Annotated in this window: 14 protein-coding genes; 11 read left to right on the top strand and 3 right to left on the bottom strand. The window is 61.6% G+C overall.

Annotated features, from left to right (window positions below):
• Nucleotides 1–122: 122 nt before the first annotated feature.
• From IG627_RS11185 to IG627_RS11165, 5 genes are all read left to right on the top strand, one after another.
• The gene (locus tag IG627_RS11185; RefSeq protein WP_193192449.1) at nucleotides 123–1,304 is read left to right on the top strand and encodes an O-succinylhomoserine sulfhydrylase; all 1,182 of its coding nucleotides are present in this window, start codon (nucleotides 123–125) and stop codon (nucleotides 1,302–1,304) included.
• A gap of 260 nt (nucleotides 1,305–1,564) precedes the next feature.
• Nucleotides 1,565–2,476, top strand: coding sequence for an AAA family ATPase (locus IG627_RS11180; protein ID WP_193192448.1), 912 nt, complete (start codon nucleotides 1,565–1,567; stop codon nucleotides 2,474–2,476).
• Between the two features lie 4 nt (nucleotides 2,477–2,480).
• Nucleotides 2,481–3,470, top strand: a complete 990-nt coding sequence (locus IG627_RS11175; RefSeq protein ID WP_193192447.1) for a DUF58 domain-containing protein — start codon at nucleotides 2,481–2,483, stop codon at nucleotides 3,468–3,470.
• Between the two features lie 163 nt (nucleotides 3,471–3,633).
• Nucleotides 3,634–5,619: a transglutaminase TgpA family protein gene (locus IG627_RS11170; protein ID WP_193192446.1), complete on the top strand. Its 1,986-nt coding sequence runs from the start codon at nucleotides 3,634–3,636 to the stop codon at nucleotides 5,617–5,619.
• Nucleotides 5,620–5,711: 92 nt separating this feature from the next.
• A complete protein-coding gene (locus tag IG627_RS11165; RefSeq protein ID WP_193192445.1) occupies nucleotides 5,712–6,944 on the top strand; it encodes an MFS transporter in 1,233 nt (410 codons plus the stop codon).
• Here IG627_RS11165 and IG627_RS11160 read toward each other — a convergent pair.
• Complete coding sequence (locus IG627_RS11160; protein WP_193192444.1) at nucleotides 6,936–7,859, bottom strand: LysR substrate-binding domain-containing protein; 924 nt, start codon at nucleotides 7,857–7,859, stop codon at nucleotides 6,936–6,938. The genes IG627_RS11165 and IG627_RS11160 overlap by 9 nt on opposite strands.
• A 398-nt stretch (nucleotides 7,860–8,257) precedes the next feature.
• On the opposite strand from IG627_RS11160, the gene IG627_RS11155 reads away from it, so the two are divergent.
• The 5 genes from IG627_RS11155 to IG627_RS11135 all read left to right on the top strand — a co-directional run bounded on the left by IG627_RS11155 (nucleotide 8,258) and on the right by IG627_RS11135 (nucleotide 16,327).
• The gene (locus IG627_RS11155) at nucleotides 8,258–9,466 is read left to right on the top strand and encodes an MFS transporter (RefSeq protein ID WP_193192443.1); all 1,209 of its coding nucleotides are present in this window, start codon (nucleotides 8,258–8,260) and stop codon (nucleotides 9,464–9,466) included.
• Between the two features lie 375 nt (nucleotides 9,467–9,841).
• Nucleotides 9,842–11,572: a sensor domain-containing diguanylate cyclase gene (locus IG627_RS11150; protein ID WP_193192442.1), complete on the top strand. Its 1,731-nt coding sequence runs from the start codon at nucleotides 9,842–9,844 to the stop codon at nucleotides 11,570–11,572.
• A complete protein-coding gene (locus IG627_RS11145; RefSeq protein WP_193192441.1) occupies nucleotides 11,569–13,275 on the top strand; it encodes a sensor domain-containing diguanylate cyclase in 1,707 nt (568 codons plus the stop codon). The genes IG627_RS11150 and IG627_RS11145 overlap by 4 nt, the downstream gene beginning before the upstream one ends.
• Before the next feature lie 350 nt (nucleotides 13,276–13,625).
• Entirely contained in the window at nucleotides 13,626–15,260 is a 1,635-nt protein-coding gene (locus IG627_RS11140) for a sensor domain-containing diguanylate cyclase (protein ID WP_193192440.1), read from the top strand.
• A 95-nt stretch (nucleotides 15,261–15,355) separates the two neighbouring features.
• Nucleotides 15,356–16,327: an HPP family protein gene (locus tag IG627_RS11135; protein ID WP_193192439.1), complete on the top strand. Its 972-nt coding sequence runs from the start codon at nucleotides 15,356–15,358 to the stop codon at nucleotides 16,325–16,327.
• Between the two features lie 126 nt (nucleotides 16,328–16,453).
• Here the strand turns inward: IG627_RS11135 and IG627_RS11130 are convergent, their stop codons facing one another.
• On the bottom strand, nucleotides 16,454–18,001 hold the full coding sequence (locus tag IG627_RS11130; protein WP_193192438.1) for a sigma 54-interacting transcriptional regulator: 1,548 nt from the start codon (nucleotides 17,999–18,001) through the stop codon (nucleotides 16,454–16,456).
• A gap of 115 nt (nucleotides 18,002–18,116) precedes the next feature.
• On the opposite strand from IG627_RS11130, the gene IG627_RS11125 reads away from it, so the two are divergent.
• A complete protein-coding gene (locus tag IG627_RS11125) occupies nucleotides 18,117–20,594 on the top strand; it encodes a serine/threonine-protein kinase (protein WP_193192437.1) in 2,478 nt (825 codons plus the stop codon).
• A 45-nt stretch (nucleotides 20,595–20,639) separates the two neighbouring features.
• On the opposite strand, the gene IG627_RS11120 is transcribed toward IG627_RS11125, so the two are convergent.
• Entirely contained in the window at nucleotides 20,640–21,404 is a 765-nt protein-coding gene (locus tag IG627_RS11120) for a hypothetical protein (protein ID WP_193192436.1), read from the bottom strand.
• Nucleotides 21,405–21,455: the final 51 nt, after the last annotated feature.

The following is a 21,455-nucleotide window of genomic DNA, read 5'->3' as shown; positions in this document are numbered from 1 at the left end:
GAGCCTCTACATCAATCCAATCACTTCGACCAACCTTCGCAACCTTCTCGTCTGCGCTTTATTAATCCCTCTCCATCCTTCATTATTCCGCTTTCCTATTTCAAACACGCCTGGGACGGTATATGTTCGAAGACGAAGGCTATTCACTGGAAACCCTGGCGGTGCGCGCCGGGCAGAGTCGCTCGGAAGAAGGCGAGCACTCAGAGGCCATGTACCTCACCTCCAGTTACGTATTTCCCTCCGCCGCCGAGGCCGCCGCGCGCTTTTCCGGCGAATCCCGGGGCAATGTCTACTCCCGCTATACCAATCCCACTGTGCGTATGTTCGAGCAGCGCATGGCCGCCCTGGAAGGCGGCGAGGCGGCGGTGGCTACTTCCAGTGGTATGGCCGCGATACTGAGCCTGTGCATGGCGCTGCTGAAAAGCGGCGACCGTGTTATCTGTTCGCGCAGCGTCTTCGGCACCACCACCGCACTCTTCGGCCGCTATATGGAAAAGTTCGGCGTGCGCGTGAGTTATGTCGACCTTACCGATATGCAGCAGTGGAAGGACGCTCTGGACGGCGACACCAGGCTGCTGTTTATGGAAACCCCCTCCAACCCCCTGTGCGAAGTGGCCGATATCGCCGCGCTTGCGGAGCTGGCCCACGCTGCCTCCGCGCTGCTGGTGGTGGACAACTGTTTCTGCACCCCGGCGCTGCAGCGGCCCCTGGCGCTGGGTGCCGACATAGTGGTGCACTCGGCCACCAAGTACCTGGATGGCCAGGGCCGCTGCGTCGGTGGTGTGGCCGTAGGCAAGAAGGAAATCATGGATGAGCTGGTGATCTTCCTGCGCACCGCCGGCCCCAGCATGAGCCCGTTCAACGCCTGGGTGTTCCTGAAGGGCCTGGAGACCCTCAACCTGCGCATGCAGGCCCACTGCCGCAATGCCCTGGCGCTGGCCTGGTGGCTGGACGAGCAGGCCGCGGTGGACAAGGTCAATTACGCCGGCCTGCCCAAGCACCCGGGACATCTGCTCGCAGCAAAACAGCAGTCGATGTTCGGCGGCGTGTTGAGCTTTTCCGTGCGCGGCGGCCGCGAGGCGGCCTGGAAGGTGATCGACAGTTGCAGGATATTGTCCTGTACCGCCAACCTGGGCGACGCCAAGAGCACCATAGTGCACCCGGCCACCACCACCCACGGGCGCCTCAGCGAAGAGGACAAGGCACGCGCCGGCATTACCGAGAACCTGATTCGCGTATCGGTGGGGCTGGAGGACGTGGAGGATCTACAGCGGGACCTGATACGGGGGCTGTCGCAGCTGTAACTGGCGCTGTTTGTGACGGGGAGGGCAGAGCCCTTGCGCCAGACGCCTATGATTAACTACTGGCACTGCCTCGTAGGAGCGGCCCGTGGCCGCGATCGGACTCTCCGCCACTACTGAACATCGATCGCGGCCACCGGCCGCTCCTACAGCAACAACAATACGATGCGAAGGCTACCGGCAACGGGGCCACCACGGAGCTATAACCGGGCCACATATCCCACGAGGTTCCGAACAAAAAACCGAGCAGTAATGGATTCGCCGTGCAAAAGATTATTTCCGCCATCGTCGCCGATATCGGCAGGGTTCTGTTGGGCAAGGAGCACCAGGTCAAGCTGGCGCTGGCCTGCCTGTTGTCCCGTGGTCACCTGCTGATTGAGGACCTGCCCGGTATGGGTAAGACCACCCTGGCCCACGCGCTGGCCCAGGTGTTGGGGCTCACTTACAAGCGGGTGCAGTTCACCAGCGATATGCTGCCGGCGGATATCCTCGGTGTGTCCATCTTCGAACGCGACTCCGGCCAGTTCCGCTTCCACGAGGGCCCGGTATTCAGCCAGCTGCTGCTGGCGGACGAGATCAACCGCTCTTCTCCCAAGACCCAGAGCGCATTGCTGGAAGCGATGGAAGAGCGACAGGTGAGTGTCGATGGCGAAACGCGCCCGCTGCCGGAGCCGTTTTTCGTTATCGCCACCCAGAACCCACTGCACCAGTCCGGCACCTTCGCCCTGCCGGAATCGCAGCTGGACCGCTTCCTGATGCGTATCAGCCTCGGCTACCCGACCCGCGAGGCGGAGCGGGCGCTGTTCCTCGGTGTGGACCCGCGCGCCCAGCTGCGGCAGCTGAAGCCGCGCATCGACGGCAACACCCTGAAGAAAATGCAGGGTCTCGTCGGCCAGGTGAAGGCCTCCGAGAGCCTGCTCGATTACCTGGAGCGGCTGGTACAGCACACCCGCCAGAGCCCCGAGTGCGCCATGGGGCTTTCTCCCCGCGGCGCACTGGCACTGCTGCACGCCGCCCGTGCCTGGGCCCTGATCCATGGCCGCAGTCACCTGCTGCCCGAGGATATCCAGGCGGTGCTGCCGTCGGTGGCCGGCCATCGCCTGCAGAGTGAGGGCGGCGACGGCGCCCAACTGGTGGAGCGGCTGATGCGCCAGGTCGATATTATCGCGGCCTGATTCGATGAGCGCCCCGCAAAATAGTGCCCCGACGCTCGCCGATCGCTGGCGCGGGCTGGTGCAGCGCTGGCTGAATCGCCGCTCCCCGCCATCCCGCAGCGTCACCCTCGATCACAGCAGGTTGTTTATCCTGCCCACCCGCGCCGGCATGGGCTTCCTGCTGGTGGTGCTGCTGTTGTGGCTGCTCGGCACCAACTACGAGAACAACCTGGTCTTCGCCCTGACTTTCCTGCTGGTCAGCCTCTTCGCCGTGCTGCCGGTACACACCTTTGCCAACCTGTCGGGCCTGCGACTGCAGCTGCTGGAGGCGCGCCCGGCCTTTGCCGGCGACTACGCCGAGGCGCAGATCCATGTCAGCCGCAGCGGCAGGCGCGCGCGGGAGTGGATAGCGGTCGGCTGGCCGTCGGAAGAGGCCAGTTACCTGGATCTCTACGAGCGTGACAGCGCAGAGACCTGCGTCGCGCTACCGGTGGTCCGGCGCGGCCGGGTGCGTCCGCCGCGGCTGCGGGTCGAGAGCCGCTTTCCGCTGGGTCTCTTCCGCTGCTGGAGCCGGATCGACCTGGATATCGAGTTCCTGGTCTACCCGCGGCCCGTGTCCGCAGGGCCCCTGCCGCTGGGTGCTGCGCCGACCGAGGGTGAGTCGGGCCAGGCCATTCGCGGCGGCGACGACTTCGCCGGCCTCAAACTGTACCGGCCCGGCGACTCGCTGCGCCACCTGGCGTGGAAACAGTACGCTGCCGGCCGCGACCTCTACAGCAGAGAATACGAGAGCCGCGCGGACGCGCGTCTGTGGCTCGACTGGGACCTGCTCGCCGGGCGCGATGTGGAGACCCGCCTCGGCAACCTGTGTCACTGGGCCCTGCAGGCGGAGCGGGAGCAGACCGCCTACGGACTGCGCATCCCCGGCACAAGGATGGAGCCCGCCCTCGGCCCCGAGCATCAACAGCGCGTGCTGACCGCGCTGGCACTCTTCCCGGTTCAGGAGGCCAGATGAACAGGGATCGTAGGGTGCGCCGCACGCACCACAGCGGACTGGGAGTCGGCGACAGAGTTATTTGGTGCGAGGCCGCCATGGACGGCGGCCGTGCAGATATTGCATGGAGCAGTTATCTGCCACGGCGCACCCTACGCTGGCTGTTTCCCGTGCAGGAGGCCAGATGACCCAGCCCGCAGAGCGACTGCCGCGCGAGAGCCTGCTGTGGATCTTCGCCGCCCAGTTTGCCGCGCTGTTGCCGCAGTTCGCGCAGCTGCCGCTGTGGATCGTCTTCGCCTGGGCCTTCGCCGTCTACTGGCGCCTCGAAGTCTTCCGTGGCCGCCGCGACCTGCCCGGGCGCGCGGTCAAGCTGCTGGCAGTGGCGCTGGCGGTGGGTGGCCTGGCGTTGTCCTACCGGCGCTGGTTCGCGCTGGAGCCGATGGTGGCGCTGCTGGCGGTGTCCTTTACCCTGAAAAACCTGGAGCTGGTCAGCCGCCGCGATGCCTTCCTGAGCCTGTTGCTGGCCTATTTCGTCGCCGCCACCCTGTTTGTCTACGAGCAGACGATTCCCTACGCCCTCTACGGCATCGTCTGCGTAGTGATCATCACCGCCGCACTGGCGGCGCAGCTGGGCAACTTCAGCGCCCGCCCGCGCCGCGCCCTGGGACTGTCCCTGAAACTGCTGGCCCAGGCGGTGCCGCTGATGCTGCTGCTGTTTATCGTGATGCCGCGCCTGGGTCCACTGTGGGCAGTACCGCAGAATTCCGCCTCCGCCAGCACCGGCGTCAGCGATTCCATGACGCCGGGGGATTTCACCCGCCTGTCCCAATCCGACCAGCCGGCCCTGCGCATCTCCTTCGACGGCCCCGTGCCGCCGCCGGAGCAGCGCTACTGGCGCGGCCTGGTCTACTCGGATTTCGACGGTCGCCGCTGGAGCCAGGGCTATGGTGTCGATCCGCGCGAGGGCGGTGCTGTGCACTGGAAGGGCCGCGAGCAGCTTCTGCCGGAAGTGGGACCGCGCTATCGCTACCGGGTGATCCAGGAGGCCACCAACAACCCCTGGCTCTTCGCCATGGCGCGGCCGATTTCCGATACCCGCGGTGTCGGCGAGACAGAGGACGAGCGCATCGTCAGGAGAGGACCCGTGTACAGCCGCTTCGCCTACGAGGTGCGCTCCTGGCCGCGGGAAACACTCGGCGAGATACACGCGCTCGGCGATTTCGAGCGCCGCCGCAACCTGCAACTGCCGGGCGGTGGCAATCCGCGCACCCGCGCCTGGGCAGAGGAGCTGCGCAGGGCCGGTTTCGGTGCGGAGGAAATCTCCCGGCGCCTGCTGGCGTTCTATAACCGCAGCTTTACCTACACCCTGAAGCCGCCGGCGCTGGGCGCGGATTCTGTGGACGAATTCCTGTTCGGCAGCCAGCAGGGCTTCTGCGAGCACTTTGCCGGCAGTTATGTGTTCGCGATGCGCGCCGCCGGCATTCCGGCGCGGGTCGTGGCCGGCTACCAGGGCGGCGAGTGGGTGGCCAAGGAGGAATACCTGCTGGTGCGCCAGTACGACGCCCACGCCTGGGCGGAGATCTGGATCGCCGGGCGCGGCTGGCAGAGGGTGGACCCCACCGCCGCTGTGGCGCCGGAGCGCATCCGCGACGGCCTGCAGAGCGCTGCCGCGGACGAATTCATGCAGGATTCGCTGCTGCCACTGCACCGCATGGCTTTCCTCAACCGGCTGCGCCTCGAGTGGGACATGATCAACTACCGCTGGTACCAGACTGTGATCAGTTTCGACAGTGACAAGCAGCAGAACCTGTTGCAGCGGATACTGGGGGAGGTTTCGCCGCTGCGCCTGGCGACCTTTATCGCAGTGCCCATGGCGGCCGCCCTGCTGGGCATACTGTTGTGGCTCTGGTTCAGTGGTCGTGGCGAGACACTGCCGGCCACCAGCCGCCTCTACCGGAAATTCTGCCGGCGCATGGCCCGGGCCGGCATGGCGCGCCGTTCCGGTGAGGCGCCGCGGGATTTTGCCCGCCGCGTGCGCGCGGAAAAACCCGAGCTGGCGCCGATGGTTGAGCGGATTACCGCCGCCTTCGAGAAGGCGGCCTACTTTGATGACCCGGCGGCGGAAAAACAGCTGCGCCGGCTTTTAAGACTTCCAATGATCAAAATGTAGGATGGGCAAAGCGAAGGCCGAAAACCGCGTCCTTGTGTTTTCGGCGTCGCTACGCTCCTTTGCCCATCCTACAGGTTCGAGTTGCCACAGAAATGCCCCCAAGATTGCGACAGTTCCTCCTCGGTTACAGCGGTACTTCGCTGGCCACCGGCCTGCAGGTGATACTGCTGCCGTGGATCGCCGTGGCGGTGGTGGGCCTGCCGGCGCTGCACCTGGGCTGGGTACAGGCGTCGGTACTGTTGCCGAACCTCGTATTCCTGCTGTTTGGCGGAGCCCTGGCGGACAGGCGCGATGCCGCCGCGGTGGCGGCGCTGGCCTGCGTCGGTCTGGCGCTCTGCCACGCGGGACTGCTGCTGTACTTTTCCTATCGCATACCCAACCTGGCATTACTGCTGCTCTACGGCGCCAGCCTGGGTATCTGTACGGCCTTCCTGCAACCGGCGCGGGACAACCTGGTGCAGCGCAGTGCGCGCGACCGGGAGGGGCAGACCAGCGAGAGCCGTGTGCAGAAAACCGTGACCTGGATGATGCTCGCCCAGTACGGCGGCCAGGCCGGGGGCATGCTGCTCGCGAGTCGCTTCGACCAGTGGGGGGTACAGCTGCTGCTGGGGATCCAGGTCGCCGTGCTGTCTATTGCTGCGTTGTTCCTGTTGTCGCTGCGGAAAAAAGCCGCGCCAGTGTCGGCAGAGGAAGAAAAGCGGCCCCACGCGCTGATACTGGAAGGGCTGGTACAGACCTGGCGTCGCCCGGCGCTGCGCGAGTTGATCGCGCTGATGGCATTCAATGGCTTTGTGCATATCGGCGTCTTCCTGGTGGTGCTGCCGCTGCTGGCGGCTCAGTATGGCGGCGGGCGGGGCGTCAGCTATTACGCGACGCTGCAATTGGCCTTCATTGCCGGTACCGTTGCCGCCACCGTGACCATGCTGCACCGCGGCCAGGGGCAGCAACCGGGGCGGGGCATACTGATGTGTCTGCTCTACAGCGCCGCGCTGCTGGTGGCAATCAGCTTCGGACCCACTCCGCTGGGCCTGATACTGCTGTGCGCCTGCTGGGGTGCGGTCGCCGCGGCCGCGGCGGCGCTGGGGCGGGCCATAGTGCAGCTGTTTGCGCCGGCGGAGTACCGCAGCCGCATCATATCCATCTACCAGTTGGCCCTGTTCGGCTCCGCGGCACTGGGCGCCCTGGCCGCCGGTGTACTGAGTGAATTCGCCGCGCCGCTCACCACCCTGCTGTGGGCGGGAATCCTGAGCCTGTTGGCATTTGCGCTGGTGGCCTGGAGTGGGGCCCTGCGGCGCGTTGAATTGGGTGGCGGGGAATCACGCTAAGCCGCCGGTAAGTTGATCCATTTCATCGGAATCGTGCACCAGACGGAACAGCCAATCCCGGAATACCCGTATCCGTTCGAGCCGCGGGGAGGATTCGTCGTACAGGAAGCTGTAGCGAATTCCATTCTCGACCCGGAAGGGGAGGGGGTTGGCGAGAGCTCCGGCCTCGATCATCTGCCTGGCCAGGGTCGGCGAGCCGAGGCAGAGCCCGTGCCCGGACATCACCGCACTCAGCGCTATATCCAGATTGCTGACGGTCAGCCACTTGATTTCATCGGGATCCAGGTCCAGTCCCGCCTGCGCCAGCCAGGTCTGCCACTCCTGCCGGTAATCCGCGTCCACTACCAGCCTGCAATCGCGCAGATTCTCCGGGTTGGACAGGTCCATATGTTCCGACAGCTTCGGCGAGCAGAGCGCCACCAGGGGCTCCTCGAACAGCACCTCCCGGTGCAGCTCACTCTCCTCGAAAAAGCCGTAGCGGAGGGCCACATCCATATCCCCGTGCTTCAGGTCTTCCAGCTCCGCGGACACCATCACGCGCAGGTTTATCTCCGGGTGCTGCTGGTGGAATCGCCACAGGTTGGGCATCAGCAGCATGGTGGCGAAAGACTGGGTGGTGGTGATATTCAGGGTGCCCGCCAGCGGTTCCGTCTGTATCTGGTGCACGCCGTCGACTATTGCCTGGAAGCCCCAGCTCAGCTGCGCGGCCAGCTGCCGACCCTTGGTCGTCGGCACCATATTGCGCCCGCGGCGGATAAACAGCTTTACTCCCAGTACCGCCTCTATATGGCGGATCTGCTGGCTGATTGCGGCCTGGGTTACATGCAGTTCATCTGCGGCCCGGGTGTAACTCTGGTGGCGCGCGGCGGCCTCGACACAGCGCAGTGCACCCAGGTGAGCTAGAATTTTCGCCATAAGTTTTTCTAATGTTTCATTCAACTAAGCATCGTTGGCCCCCACGTCCGCCGGGCGGCAATATAGCACCTGTCTACTAACCGATAGGGAGGGCGAGGGATGCCGATCGATTGTAATACTAACAGTAAGCCGTACGATAATTCGAAGGTTGAGGTTCCGGAAAGGCGGGACGGGTGCCGCGAAAGGGAGTCACTTGGCAGCCGCCTGGCGAAGCTGTTGCGGGATACCGCGCGGGTGCTGGACCTGGAGGGCAGATCGCAGTTTAAATAACCACAGGTTATGGGGACTGCCGCTTTGGCCCGACGCCTCGGCGCCGGGCCGTTTCGGGTTAGAATGGCGCCACTGCAATCAAGTGACGCCGACACCATCGGGTCCATTCATCGCGACAGAAGTGCTCCATGAGTCAACCCTTCCACTGGCGCCGCGCCGAAATCATGCTGTTGCTGCTGGCCTGTGCCATGCCGCTTTCCTTCGGTGTCTGGCAGGCGCTGCTGAACAACTTTGTGATTGAGCGGGCGGGATTTACCGGGGCGGAGATAGGACTGCTGCAGAGTGTGCGGGAGATTCCCGGATTCCTCGCCTTTACGGTGATTTTCGTACTGCTGCTGATTCGCGAGCAGCGCCTGGCCTTCCTGGCCCTGATCGCCACCGGCTTGGGCGTCGCGCTCACCGGCTGGTTTCCGAGCACCGCGGGCCTCCTGATCACGACACTGATCATGTCCGTGGGATTTCACTACTACGAGGCGCTGAAAACCTCCCTGGCGTTGCAGTGGCTGCCGAAAGAGACTTCCGCCATCTGGATGGGGCGCATGCTCGCCGCCGGCTCACTGGCCTCCCTGGCGGCCTACGGCCTGGTCTGGCTGACATCCGACTGGCTGCAGATGGATTACCAGTGGATCTACCTGCTCGGCGGTGGCATCACCATCGCCATGGTGGCGCTGATCTGGTCGCTGTTCCCGAGCTTTCCCCAGCCCCACAGCCAGCACAAGAAGCTGATACTGCGCAAGCGCTACTGGCTCTACTACACGCTCACCTTTATGAGCGGCGCGCGCCGGCAGATCTTCGTGGTCTTTGCCGGCTTCCTGATGGTGGAGAAATTCGGCTACGGCGTCGGCGACATAGCACTGCTGTTTATCGCCAACCACCTGCTGAACCTGTTTGTCGCCCCGCGGGTGGGTCGGTTTATCGTGCGCTTCGGCGAACGCAGTGCTCTGACGGTCGAATATATCGGCCTGATTCTGGTATTCGGCGGTTACGCACTGGTGCAGAGTGCCACCGCGGCGGCGCTGCTGTATATCCTCGACCATCTCTTCTTCTCCATGGCCATCGCCATCAAGTCCTACTTCCAGAAGATCGTCGACGAGCGGGATATCGCCGCCTCTTCCGCGGTCAGCTTTACCATCAACCATATCGCCGCGGTGGTGATTCCGGTGCTGTTCGGCCTGCTGTGGCTGGTGTCACCGGCGGCGGTCTTCTGGTGCGGCGCCGCCATGGCCGGCGTGTCCCTGTTACTGGCACAGAATATTCCGGCCCTGCCCGGCAAGGGCAATGAGGTGCGTTTCGGGCGCGCTATTGCCGCCGAGCGGAAAGTGGCCGAATCGGCCTAGGCCTTTCGGGATAGCGGTGCAGCCAGCGTTATTTCGGGTTGGGCGAAATAGCAGTGCTCCGCCCGATTTTCCAATCAGAAGGTTGAATCTGGTGCCAACTTTCTACCCGGTTTTCGAACCGAGAATTACACTCACTAATAGCTAATGCGAACCGGGCAGTATATGGATGTGCCCGTCAGAGCATGGATACCAATAATAGAAATTGAGTCACCAGCGACTTTGCTGCAGCGGATATCGGGTCTGGCAATTCCTCCAATTACAACGGGCCCGACTGAGAGGTTTCCCGACTTGTATACCCAGGTTGCGAATGGATATCGCAGTGTTTTCCGTCTCTCCCGCCGGTTTCACCCCTGCGGGTCATATCGCTGTTTCGCGTTGTCGGCCTGGCTGCTGCTGGCGGCGATACTGTTGCCGTGCTCGGTTGGCGCAGCGGTCTCTGCTGGCACAGACGCCGGTGACAGCCGGGGATTTCTCCTCAGCGGTACCAGCACTGGCCCTCTCGGCGCCAGGGCCAGCTATCTGGTGGAAAGAGGGACGACACTCGATCTGGCCGGTGCGCAGCGCGCCCTGCAGCGCGGTAACTTCCGTTTGCAGGGGCGCACCACTGCAGGTTTCGGGATAGCCGCGCCGCCCGCATGGATGCACCTGGAACTGACTAACCCCTCCGGCAATCCGCTGGCGTACCGCCTCCTTATCGGTATGCCCTGGCTCGATAGCCTGGATGTCTACCTGGTTCACGACGGCCGTCTGCTGCAGAGCTGGAGAGGGGGCGACGCCCGCCCGGGCGCCGGCTATCTGGTGCCGGCGGTGGGTTATGTGTTTCCTGTCCGGCTGGCGCCCGGGCGCAACGAGCTCTATGTGCGGGCCTATGCCCCCGAAGCGCTGATGTTGCCGGTATCCCTGTTGACAACGGGGGATCTCGAAGCTGCCGAATTGGGATACCGTTATCGCTACGGTGCGCTTTACGGTTTCCTGCTCGCCTTTGCGATTTACAACCTGATGCTGTTTAGAGGACTGCGCGAGCGCGCTCACCTCTACTATGCACTCTATGTACTGAGTTTTGTCGTGCTCAGCCTGGTGTATACCGGGCACGGTTTCATGTGGTGGTGGCCTCAGCAGACCGGCTTTCAGCGCAATGGTCTCTTTGCGGCAATGATTTTTTACGCCTGCGCCGGTTTTGCATTCGCCTCGCGCTTTCTGCAGTTACAGGACTATGCCCCCAGCCTCAGGCGATGGATAGGGGGCCTGTCACTGCTGGTCATGGTGTCGATGGCGGTATTCATTGCCGCGGAATTTGTGCGCGCCGCCGTCTATCTCGCTTTCGGCACTTTTGCGGTTTTTGCGCTGGGCATGGTCTCTCTCGGTGTTTTTGCCTGCAGGCGCGACCGCACTGTGGGACATTTTTTCCTGCCCGCAGCGCTGTGCAGCATGCTGGGGCTTTCGATAGGCCTTCTCTGTGCACTGGGCCTGGTGACTGCCAATGAATGGACCATCGGTGCCGTTGAAATTGGGATGATGCTGGAGGCGATCCTGTTATCCCTGGCACTGGGCAGCCGCATGCGCCAGCAGAAACGGGCCAGGTTTCGGGCGGAGCGCTTGGCGCGAATCGACGGCCTGACAGGCCTGTTAAATCGCCGTGCATTCATTACCGACGCCGCGGCCCTGTGGAGTACCGCAGTGCGCCACGGCAGGCCCATGAGTTTGCTCTTGCTGGATATCGACTTTTTCAAACAGTTCAACGATCGCTTCGGCCACGAGTGCGGTGATCGGATTTTAGAGAGAGTGGCAAAGCTGTTGACGCAGAGTTGTCGCGAGGGGGATATCCTGTCGCGCTGGGGCGGCGAGGAGTTTGTGCTGCTGTTGCCGGAAACCGACCTGGCGCAGGCGACGGTATTCGGGGAGCGTATCCGGAGAGAGATTGAGTGCAATCGGATTGCGGCGGGTTTCCAGGGCCCACCGTTGACGGTGAGTCTCGGCGCGGCCCAGCTGCAATCCGAAATCACCCTGAACGATCTGGTCGATGCCGCGGATCAGAGACTGTACGATGCCAAGCGCTGTGGCCGCAATCGGATAGTGCCGCCGGTGGCCGAGCAGGTGGTCGCATGAATATCCGCTTACTGCTCGCGGCCTGTTTCCTTCTGGCGACCTATGGTACAGCGCTGGCGGAACCCCTGTTCCTCTCCAGCGACCGAAATGGGCCATTGGGCAAGCGCGCGGAATTTCTGCTCGAAAAGGGCGGGCCGCTGCAATTTCGTGAGGCCTACAGCGCCTGGCAACGTGGCCAATTCAGTCCCGGGCGCTATGCCATTGCCAGTCACGGTATAGGCGCTGATCCGGTGTGGATGCACCTGGAAATTATAAACGACCGGGGCCGGGCTTCGCGGCAGGTTCTGACGCTCGGCAAGACCTGGATGGACCACCTGCACGTATACATAGTGCGGGAAGGCCGAGTAATCCGCAGCTGGAAAACGGGCGATGCCCATGCGGCGACTCCGGAACTGGTGGCGGGTGTGGGCTATCAGCTGCCACTGCTATTGCCGCAGGGAAGCAGTCACCTGTTTATTCGCGCCCAGACTGCGGATCCATTTGTGTTGGCGACCCACCTGCGTTCACCCGCGCAGAGCGAGGCCAGCGAGCGCAAGGTCCAATTTGGTTACAGCCTGCTGTTCGGCTACCTGTTGGCTCTGATTTGTTACAACCTGATGTTGTTCCTGGGCTTCCGCTCCCGCAGTTACCTCTACTACGCGCTCTACCTGGGCAGCTTTATCGCCATGTGCCTCGCCTACAGTGGTCACGGATTCAGCTGGTGGTGGCCGGACCAGTTGGCATTCCAGCGTTTTGTGATCCTTGTTTTGATGGTGGTTTACGGCTGCTGTGGTTTCCTGATTGCGAGCCGTTTCCTGCAGCTCCACAAGCGTGCGCCGGGAGTAAGGCGCTGGGTGATCGCCCTGTGCGCCGCAGCGCTGATGCTGATGGCGCACTTTATCTGGTTGGGGAGCCATGTAGATGCGGCACTGCTCGCCTTTAATTTTGTCACACTTTTCTCCGCTGCGATGGTCTGTCTCGGTGTGCTCTCGATCCGGTACGGCCAGCGCGAGGGCCGGTATTTCCTCGGTGCCGCTATCTGCAGCATGTTGGGCGTCGCCTCCACAGCCCTTTCGGTCAGGGGAGTGATACCCATGACGGCCCTGACTTATCACGGCGTCGAGGTAGGTATGGCCCTCGAGGCCACGCTGCTGTCCCTGGCTCTCGCCAGACAGGTGCGATCCCAGGAGGATGCCCTCAGGAAGGCGGAGCGACTTTCCCGCATCGATGCGCTGACTGGGTTGTGTAACCGGCGTGCCTTTTACGAGGATGCGGCGGGAATCTGGAGCACCGCTGTGCGCCACGCCCGACCGCTCAGTGTGATTGTACTGGATATAGACCACTTCAAATCGGTCAACGACCGCTACGGCCACCAGGTCGGTGACGGGGTGCTGGTAGAGATGGGGGAGTTGCTCGCCAAAAGTTGTCGCGAGGGCGACAGGGTGGCACGCTGGGGAGGAGAGGAGTTCGTGGTGCTGTTGCCGGAGACCACCCTGTCCCAGGCCTGCCTGTTTGCCGAGCGCCTGCGCGGGGCGGTCGCCGGCCGCAAGATGGTCGCCGGGGCAAATACCCTCTCAATTTCCATCAGCCTCGGCGCGGCCGAGCGAGACTCCCAGCTCCTGCTGAACGAGCTGGTAGGCGAGGCCGACCGAAAACTCTACGAAGCCAAACAACAGGGGCGCAACCGGGTCGCACCTGCCCGTGCACTGGAAGTGGCACTTTGATTCCGTACCCGCGATTTATTGGCGGCTGACCCGCAAAGGAATCCTTTCGGCGACTGAGCGCCTGTTTCGTCTCCATGACTTTCAGTAGCGACTAGACTCTAGCGGATCAATCAGTACTGAACGGCTGTCGATTTGCAGCTGACAATAATGGCCTTTATTCACAAGGTCGGGCCTGATATGAAAGGTAGATAGCCTTGCGTATTTCAGTTGCGCCCGCGCGTTGCTTCAGACTTTTCACCCCTGCTGCTTTTTGCGGGCTGCTCCAGTTTTCGCGCCGTTCCTCCGCGCGAATAGGACTGCTGCTGTGCGCCTGCCTTTTCTACAGTGGTCAACTGCTGGCGGATTCCTATATGCTCGCAGGAAGGTCCTCAGGCCCACTGGGCGCCTACACCAGCTACCTGTCGGAAAGTGGCGAGAGACTGACCGTCGAGGAGGCAATGTCCGCATTGCGGCGGGGCGAATTTCGCGCTGAATCCCGTGCCATCCCCAGCTTTGGTATAGGTGCGCGACCTGTGTGGTTGCATCTGCCGCTGGACAATCCCTCCGCAACGGCGCAGTCGCTGCAGTTGGCCCTGGGCAAGCCCTGGATCGAGCGGCTGGATGTCTATTTCCTGCGCGACGGTCGATTGGAAAAACAGTGGTTGAGCGGTGATAGCGCGGAGAGAGTACAGGCACCGGGAGTCGGCTATCTGTTTCCGCTGCAGCTGCCAGCCGGTCGCAGTGAAATACTGATACGCGCCGAGAGCGCCGAACCCCTGGTTGTCGAAATTGCGCTGCTTTCGGCCGATGGCATTGCCGAGCAGGAGCGCTGGGCCCACTACCGTCACGGCCTGTTGTACGGGTTCCTGTTGGCATTTATTTTCTACAACACCATGCTTTACCTGGGGCTCAGGGACCGCAGCAATATCTGTTACGCCACTTACCTTTTGAGCTACATAGTACTCAGCTTGATTTACACGGGGCATGTCAACGCCTGGCTGTGGCTGGAGCAGGAAGCTATCCAGCGCTATGGTATCAGTGTGATGATGGTACTGTTCAGCAGTACAGGATTCCTGTTTGCGTGCCGCTTCCTGCAACTCGAGGAGCATGCACCGGTTGTGCGGTGCTGGGTGGTGCGGATTTCCATTGCTGCGATCTGCCTGGTCACCCTGGCTGTTGCGCTCGGCAGCCAGGAGGGCGCTGTGTGGGTGGCATTTCACTATATGGTGATTTTTACCGTTGGCATGGTGTATCTCGGCCTGGTGACAGTCAGCCACGGCGAGCGAGCGGGGCGCTATTTCCTCAGTGCCGCGATCTGTAGCATGTTCGGCGTTGCCCTGACCCTGTTCTCGGTGTGGGGATTTATACCGGTCAATGTTCTGACATTCCACGGTGTGGAGGTAGGACTGGCCCTGGAGGCGACCCTGTTTTCCCTGGCGCTCGCCAGTCGGGTGCGGAAACAGGAGGATGCGCGCAGAATCGCCGAGCAGTTATCCCGTGTCGACGCCCTAACGGGGTTGTCAAACCGTCGCGCCTTCTGCGAGGACGCCGCCGGCATCTGGCGCACGGCGACGCGCCACGGTCGGCCCCTCAGCGTCATCATGCTGGATCTGGACTACTTCAAGGCGGTGAATGACCGATTCGGTCATCCGGTCGGTGACCTGGCCCTGGTACAGGTGGGAAGGCTGGTGGCGCAGTGCTGCCGCGAGGGGGACAGGGTGGCCCGCTGGGGCGGCGAGGAATTTGTGTTTTTGTTGCCTGAGACCACCCTGGCGCAGGCCTGCCTCTTTGCCGAGCGCCTGCGCTGTGCCGTGGAGCATTGCAGACTATCGACCGGCTCGCAAACCATTGGGCTCTCGGTCAGCCTCGGCGCCGCGGAGCGCCGCCAGCACCGCTCCATCGATGAACTGCTCTGCGAGGCGGACCAGAAACTCTACGAAGCCAAGCGGCAGGGGCGCAATCGGGTGGCTCCCGCGATCGCCGCGCCGGAGATGGTTGACGCCTGATCGCTGCCCGATCGGTGCAAATTTGGCCCCGTATTTGCCTGATTGGTGCATAGTCCTTAATATTTCCGACCCCGCTGTACCACTGCTGTAGCCCAATGGAAATCAAATCACTGCGCGATGAGATCCTGATGCTTCTCGGGGTTGAGCGAAACTCCACCAGTAATCGCGAAAAACTACTGTCTGCACTGGGGGCGGCTATCGCGATAATGGCGGTGAGTTGGGTGTCTCATATGAGTGTTGCGCTGGACTTTATCGATGTGTCCACGGGCTATTTCCTCGTGGCATCCATGGGGGCCAGCGCCGTACTCTTGTTTGCCGTGCCTCACGGTGCACTTTCCCAGCCATGGTCCCTGGCGGGCGGCCACCTGATTTCCGCCTTTATCGGTGTGTCCTGCCAGTTTTGGTTTTCCGGATCCCTGTGGGTTGCCGGGCTGGCGGTGGGGCTCTCCGTTTGCGCCATGTACTACCTGCGCTGCATCCACCCTCCGGGCGGCGCCACTGCATTGACGGCGGTAATCGGTGGGGCCGAGGTGCAGTCCCTGGGATACGACTTTCTGCTTATTCCGGTGTTGGTCAATGTACTGGCCATTTTTCTGGTCGCTGTATCTTTCAACAATCTCTTTCCGTGGCGACGCTACCCGGCCCATCTGTCCCATCGAAAAAAAGTATCCACCGGTGCGGAGCCGGCGGAGAGAGAGCACGAACTGACACAGGAGGACTTTGCCGCGGCAGTACAGCAGCTGGATTCCTATGTCGACATTACCGTTGAGGGTTTGACGGAGCTGCTCGAGCTGGCCAAGCTGCACGCGGAGCGAAATGTCGTGCATCCGGAGTCCATTGTCGCGGGCAGCTACTATAGCAACGGAAAAATCGGCAATCTCTGGAGCGTGCGCCAGGTCGTTGACGAATCCCGGGGAGCCGGCAGCAGCAGAGACGAAGTCATCTTCAAGGCGGTGGCAGGTGCAGGTGCCTACGAGACAGGCTTATGCCTGCGCGATGAATTCAGGCAGTGGGCCAGGTTCGAGGTGCAGTACCAGAATGGGCACTGGGTAAAGGCGAGCGATTGATCACCAGCGGTTGGTGATCCGGGATGCCTGGAAGGGCCGTTGTAGTGGAACCGTCCGGTCAGCGGGCGTCAGACAGCCGGACCAAGGATATCTCCGGTAAATCACCGCCGGAGCTGGGAGAATAATTTAAGCGCTTTCCTGTTCCAATTCGTTAATACGCCGCTTAAGCGCCTCGCGCGGGGTCTTTAACCGGGCGGCCCAGCTATCCATATCCGCCTTTTGCTCCATGACTTCCAGTATTTCCTCTGTGGGAATTTTTTCTGCGGCGCGCACCTGCCTGCTCTGCTTGATCAGCGCATACATGGAGGTGCGCGACACGCCCAGGGCCTTGGCGGCGGGCATCACCCGCCAGCCGCTTTCGTCCAGGGCCCGCAAGAGCTCGGCATCCTTCACCGTGGTCGGGTCCCGGTAGCGGATGCGACGGCTGGCCGGCGGCGCAGTAGCGGCAGCCGGTTCCCCGGTCGGGGGGCGCAGGTAGGCGGCCAGCTCACTGTTCCAGTGAATTTCCCCATCTGTATCGCTATTGATCGCAAGGCCGGTGACAAAATTCCTCAGTTCGCGCACATTGCCTGGCCAGGGCCTGGCGGCCAGTGCGCAGACCTGGTCGGCAGTGATCCGGATGCTGTGGCCGCGCTCGACTTCCGCCTCCGCGAGAAAGGCTGCAAAGAGTTCCCCGAAGTCTTCGCGCCGCTCGCGCAGGGGTGGCATGTTGACTGTCGCCGCCTCCAGCCGGCGCCGCAGCGGCTGGTTGAAAGCCCGCTCCGCACCGGCTTCCAGGGGGCGATCGGTGGCGGCAACGTAGCGCACGTCCACCGGGTGGTCGCGACTGTCTCCCAGTGGCCGCACGCGTCCCTCCTCCAGCACCCGCAATAACATCACCTGAACTGCATCTGGGGCATCGCCAATCTCGTCCAGGAACAGGGTAGAGCCATTCGCCTCGCGGATCAGCCCCGGGCGATCTCCGCGGGCCCCGGTATAGGCGCCCTGGCGCGCGCCGAACAGCTCGGCTGCGGCCAGATCTCCGCCGAGGGTAGCCATATTCACTGAAACCATCTCGCGCCCGCTGCGCGGACTGAACTGGTGGAGTGCCCGGGCAACCAGTTCCTTGCCGGTACCGGTTTCCCCGCGGACCAGGACACTGGCATTGGTGGCCGCTATCCGGCGGACCTGTCGCCGCACCTGCGCCATGGGATAGCTGCCGCCGAGCAACCCCAAATGATCGCGTTCTTCCGCCCGGCGCGGTGGCGACAGGCGCAGGTACAGGCCCACGCGGCGCCCGAGGCAGATTGTCACCCCGGCCTGCAGAGATTTGTTCGATAGTGTCATTGCAGTTTCGAGTGGGGCGCCGTTGACTGCGAGCGTCATGGAGCTGAGGGGAGGGTGGATCGAGAGGGTGCTATTCGGTTCCCGCTTTAGCAGCAGCGGGCTGCGAGAGATGCGCCGGTCGTCGAGGGAAAATTCGGATTCATCCGCAAGCCGAAACATCGGCACCCATCGGGATATTTCGAATTCGCCCGCGCTGTCCCAGAGTACCGCTGCGCGGGCCCCGATAAGGCGGCGCTGCGGGTGCCAGAGAATAGTCAGTTGTGGCTGCAGGATTTCGTGTTCGAACTGGAATTGGCCAGATGGCTCCAGCGTACACTCATCGGCCTCCGATGCCAGGTGCTCATCCATGGTACAGCAGTCCTCCTGAGAACTGGTGGACGGCGATTATGATATAGTCGTTCGATTGTTCCAAGTCGCGTTTTCACCACCGCAAGCAGGTTGATCCGATGTTTGGGGGAAGGTTTTGCATCCGACAAGTGTGGCCGGATATCAGATCGTCGAAAAAATCGGCTGTGGCGGTATGGGTGTGGTTTACCGCGCGCATGACAAGCTGCTCGAGCGCGACCTGGCTCTCAAGTATGTCGCGGCTGTGGGTGAGGGGCGCGTCGAGCGACTGATCCATGAGGCGAGGGTCGCCTCTTCGCTGAAGCATCCCGGCATAGTCACCATCTACGGATTTATCGCCGAGGGCCCCTGCATCGCCATGGAGTATATCCATGGCAACACCCTGTCGTCGCTGTTGGCTGCCGGTGAAATACCACTGAAGAGCGCCGCCCACCTCGGGCTGGAACTCGCCGAAGCCCTCCACTATGCCCACCAGTCAGGGGTGGTCCACGCGGATCTGAAACCCGCAAATATCATGGTCGATCACAGCGGGAGGGCGAAAATTCTCGATTTCGGCCTTGCGCACTGGCGCATGGCGGATGAACTGCAGACCCTTTCCGGGGACGGTGGCCAGTTGCAGCAGTTGGCCGGCACAGTTTCCTATATGTCGCCGGAACTGCTGATGGGCCGTCCGCTGGACAGCCGCAGCGATATTTTCTCCTTCGGCTGCGTCCTGTTCGAAATGTTTACCGGCCAGCGCCCTTTCAGGGCCGACAATACTGCCGCCACCCTGAATGCGTTGCTGAACAGCCAGCCGGGGGAGGTAGAGATGCTGCGCCGGCGGTTGCCGGGGGCACTGTCGGAAATGGTGCTGAGAATGCTGGAAAAGGACCCGCAGCGCCGCCTGTCGACACTCAGCGAGGCGGTGCTGACCCTGAAGCGTTTCCGTAGCGACACGCTCGAGCGACAGGTCGCGCCGCCGAGGTGGGGGTTTCCCCGATTGAAGCCCCGGCGTTGGTGGGTGATTTTCTGTGCAATTCCGCTCGGGTTGCTCTTTTACTTTATCTCCGAGCCGAGTGTCTCCGAGCGGCAGCTGCGGGTTTTCCTAGCGCAGCCGCAATACTACCGGCAGGGAGAGGGTACAGCGCTGGATGCGGTGATCTGGAGCAGTGTGGTCAATGGCTTGCACCTGTTGGGTTCGGTGCAGCCGCTACTTGACCATGAGCCGCTAGTTGAAAAGGCGGGGCCGGCTCAGCTGGCAAGGCTGGCGGGTGCCGATGAGTGGATACAGATCCGCTACATGCCGGAAAATCCGCTGGATAATGTGCAGTTGCAAAGGGTGCGGGCGAGCGATGGCGCCTTATTGGAGCACGTTCAGTTTTCTGTTCCTGAACGATTTATAGAGCAAAGCGCACAAGCAGTTCTTTCCCAGACATTGGCGCTTTACGAAGAATCGCAATTAAAGGGTTCACAGAAATTCACTTCTCTATCTACTGAAAACTATCATAGATTTGTTGAGGTCTATTCGGCCCTAAACCAGGGAGTCGGTGACAGGAAAAAACTATTTGATGATTTGGTGGATCTGCTGTCGAATTCACCTTTTTTTCCTGCGGGTGAAATTCTGTCTTTAGATTTGGCTCACGATTTATTTTCGGACACCCAGGACAGATCCTATTTAGACTACTCGAAAAGTGTTCTAGGGCACCTTGGTGAGTATTATCCGAACCCGTTAGTCGTCCTCCAGAGGGAGATAACGCTGTCAATGGATCAGGGGGAAATGCAACATGCGGAAAACTTGCTGCAGGATTATGAGAGACTTTCGCCGGGAGATCCTTCGATATTGGTCGACAGGGCCAGACTGGAGGAAATGAAGGGAGATCTTGATGCCGCGAATCGGCTTTTGCGAGAGGCTGCTGCCACAACTCCCCTGTCATGGAGTACGCGATACAAGGCAACCTCCCTGGCAATCCGTGTTGGGGACGTGAAGACTGCAAGAAATCATATCGCTGATGCTTTGAAGTTAACGCCGGGGAATACTTTGGTGTTGGGGCAGTCGGGCCTGGTGGAACTACTCTACGGTGACCTGGATCTGGCGATTTCTACATACGGGAAACTGCTGAGCAGGAAGCGCCATAGAAGTTATCTGGTAAACCTTGGCCTCGCAATGATGCTGAAGGAGAGGTACGACGAAGCAAGAGAAAAGTTCGTCAGTGCTCTGGAGTTGCAGCCAGGGCATCGGGTAGCCATGCTAAATCTTGCAGATGTGGAAATGGCCCTGGGGAACCGCGAAGCGGCCCTCGCTCTATACGGCGAGATATTAAATGCGCAACGTGCATCGGGTAGCGCTGACGCTTACGGGAGAATGGTAGAAGCTCAATGTCTGGCGCACCTGGGGATGAAAGGAGAGGCTGTCAGGATGACTCTGATGGCATTGCTGAGGTCCGAGGGGGATCCGGAAGTTGCCTACCAGGCATCCCTGGTCTACGCCCTGGCCGGAGACAATGAATCGGCCCTGGTGAACGCCCAGGCGGCGATTGAGGGAGGTATGGATAAGCGCTGGTTTAGTCTGCCGGCTTTTTCCAGCACCTCCCTTCCTGCGATGCTAGGAAAAGAATAGACGTTGAAAATGTATATACTATAGCTCGCAGCTAGATTATTCATTTTACTTAAGTGATACATCCCCTTCATTGTCCGTTTGCGGATCAGCACTGGACTTAACCACTATTGCCCGTGTGCGAATATCCAGCAGGTAGACCTCGTAGCGGTAGATCCCCTTGATGCCGTTGTTGCCGTTGCCTTCGACTGAGGTATTACCGCGGTAGACGAAGCTCTCATGAGGGCCGAAGAACTGTTGGTTGTCGGCGGGTTGCTGCTCCAGCATCGGTTTTCCGTAGGCGACCATCGGCTGGTGGTTGTCTTGCGCCACCTCGCTGAAATCCCACTGTACCCGCATGCCCCCGCGAATGGTCACTTGCGGCTTGTCCACCGTCAGGCCGTCGCCGTCCGGCAGTACACGGATCTTGAGCAGGCGCTCCTGCTGGGAGTCGCTGTTCAGCTTGAATGGCAGCCATCTGGTAAACATCACTGCGGTGTCACTGTGGCTGTGAATGCCGAAGCCCCGTTGTATCAGTGCCCGAAAGTGGAACTGGTCGATATCCGAGCGAGCGTTGACGGCCAGCACCTGGTTCCTGCCGACGATCATCTGCTCAAAGGGGCCGTCGGCCATAATGATATCGCCACCGCCGTTGCGAAACTCCACCATCGGCGACCAGCCAGTGGGCAGGTTGTTGAAGCGCAGTAAAAGGTTGCTGCCCTTTAGCACAGACATGACCTCGACCGGAACTTCCAATTCCAGCGTCTGGCTGTTGAAGTTGAGCGTGAGGGTGTAGTCGGGAGCTGTGGTATCGAGGGATTTAAACAGAGACATTGCAGTTCCTTTGATGTAGCCGGCGCTTGAGGCAATACCGCTATTCTGCCT

This window comes from Microbulbifer taiwanensis (genome assembly GCF_014904815.1).
In the GTDB taxonomy this organism is placed as follows: domain Bacteria; phylum Pseudomonadota; class Gammaproteobacteria; order Pseudomonadales; family Cellvibrionaceae; genus Microbulbifer; species Microbulbifer taiwanensis.
The sequence above is the reverse complement of the archived record's forward strand: the minus strand, read 5'-3'. Positions and strand labels throughout refer to the sequence as shown.

Excerpts from the sequence above, each read along its gene's own strand:
- IG627_RS11185 (WP_193192449.1), top strand. The coding sequence starts at position 123 with ATGTTCGAAGACGAAGGCTATTCACTGGAAACCCTGGCGGTGCGCGCC.
- IG627_RS11175 (WP_193192447.1), top strand. The coding sequence starts at position 2,481 with ATGAGCGCCCCGCAAAATAGTGCCCCGACGCTCGCCGATCGCTGGCGC.
- IG627_RS11170 (WP_193192446.1), top strand. The coding sequence starts at position 3,634 with ATGACCCAGCCCGCAGAGCGACTGCCGCGCGAGAGCCTGCTGTGGATC.
- IG627_RS11165 (WP_193192445.1), top strand. The coding sequence starts at position 5,712 with ATGCCCCCAAGATTGCGACAGTTCCTCCTCGGTTACAGCGGTACTTCG.
- IG627_RS11160 (WP_193192444.1), bottom strand. The coding sequence starts at position 7,859 with ATGGCGAAAATTCTAGCTCACCTGGGTGCACTGCGCTGTGTCGAGGCC.
- IG627_RS11155 (WP_193192443.1), top strand. The coding sequence starts at position 8,258 with ATGAGTCAACCCTTCCACTGGCGCCGCGCCGAAATCATGCTGTTGCTG.
- IG627_RS11145 (WP_193192441.1), top strand. The coding sequence starts at position 11,569 with ATGAATATCCGCTTACTGCTCGCGGCCTGTTTCCTTCTGGCGACCTAT.
- IG627_RS11140 (WP_193192440.1), top strand. The coding sequence starts at position 13,626 with ATGCTCGCAGGAAGGTCCTCAGGCCCACTGGGCGCCTACACCAGCTAC.
- IG627_RS11135 (WP_193192439.1), top strand. The coding sequence starts at position 15,356 with ATGGAAATCAAATCACTGCGCGATGAGATCCTGATGCTTCTCGGGGTT.
- IG627_RS11130 (WP_193192438.1), bottom strand. The coding sequence starts at position 18,001 with ATGGATGAGCACCTGGCATCGGAGGCCGATGAGTGTACGCTGGAGCCA.
- IG627_RS11120 (WP_193192436.1), bottom strand. The coding sequence starts at position 21,404 with ATGTCTCTGTTTAAATCCCTCGATACCACAGCTCCCGACTACACCCTC.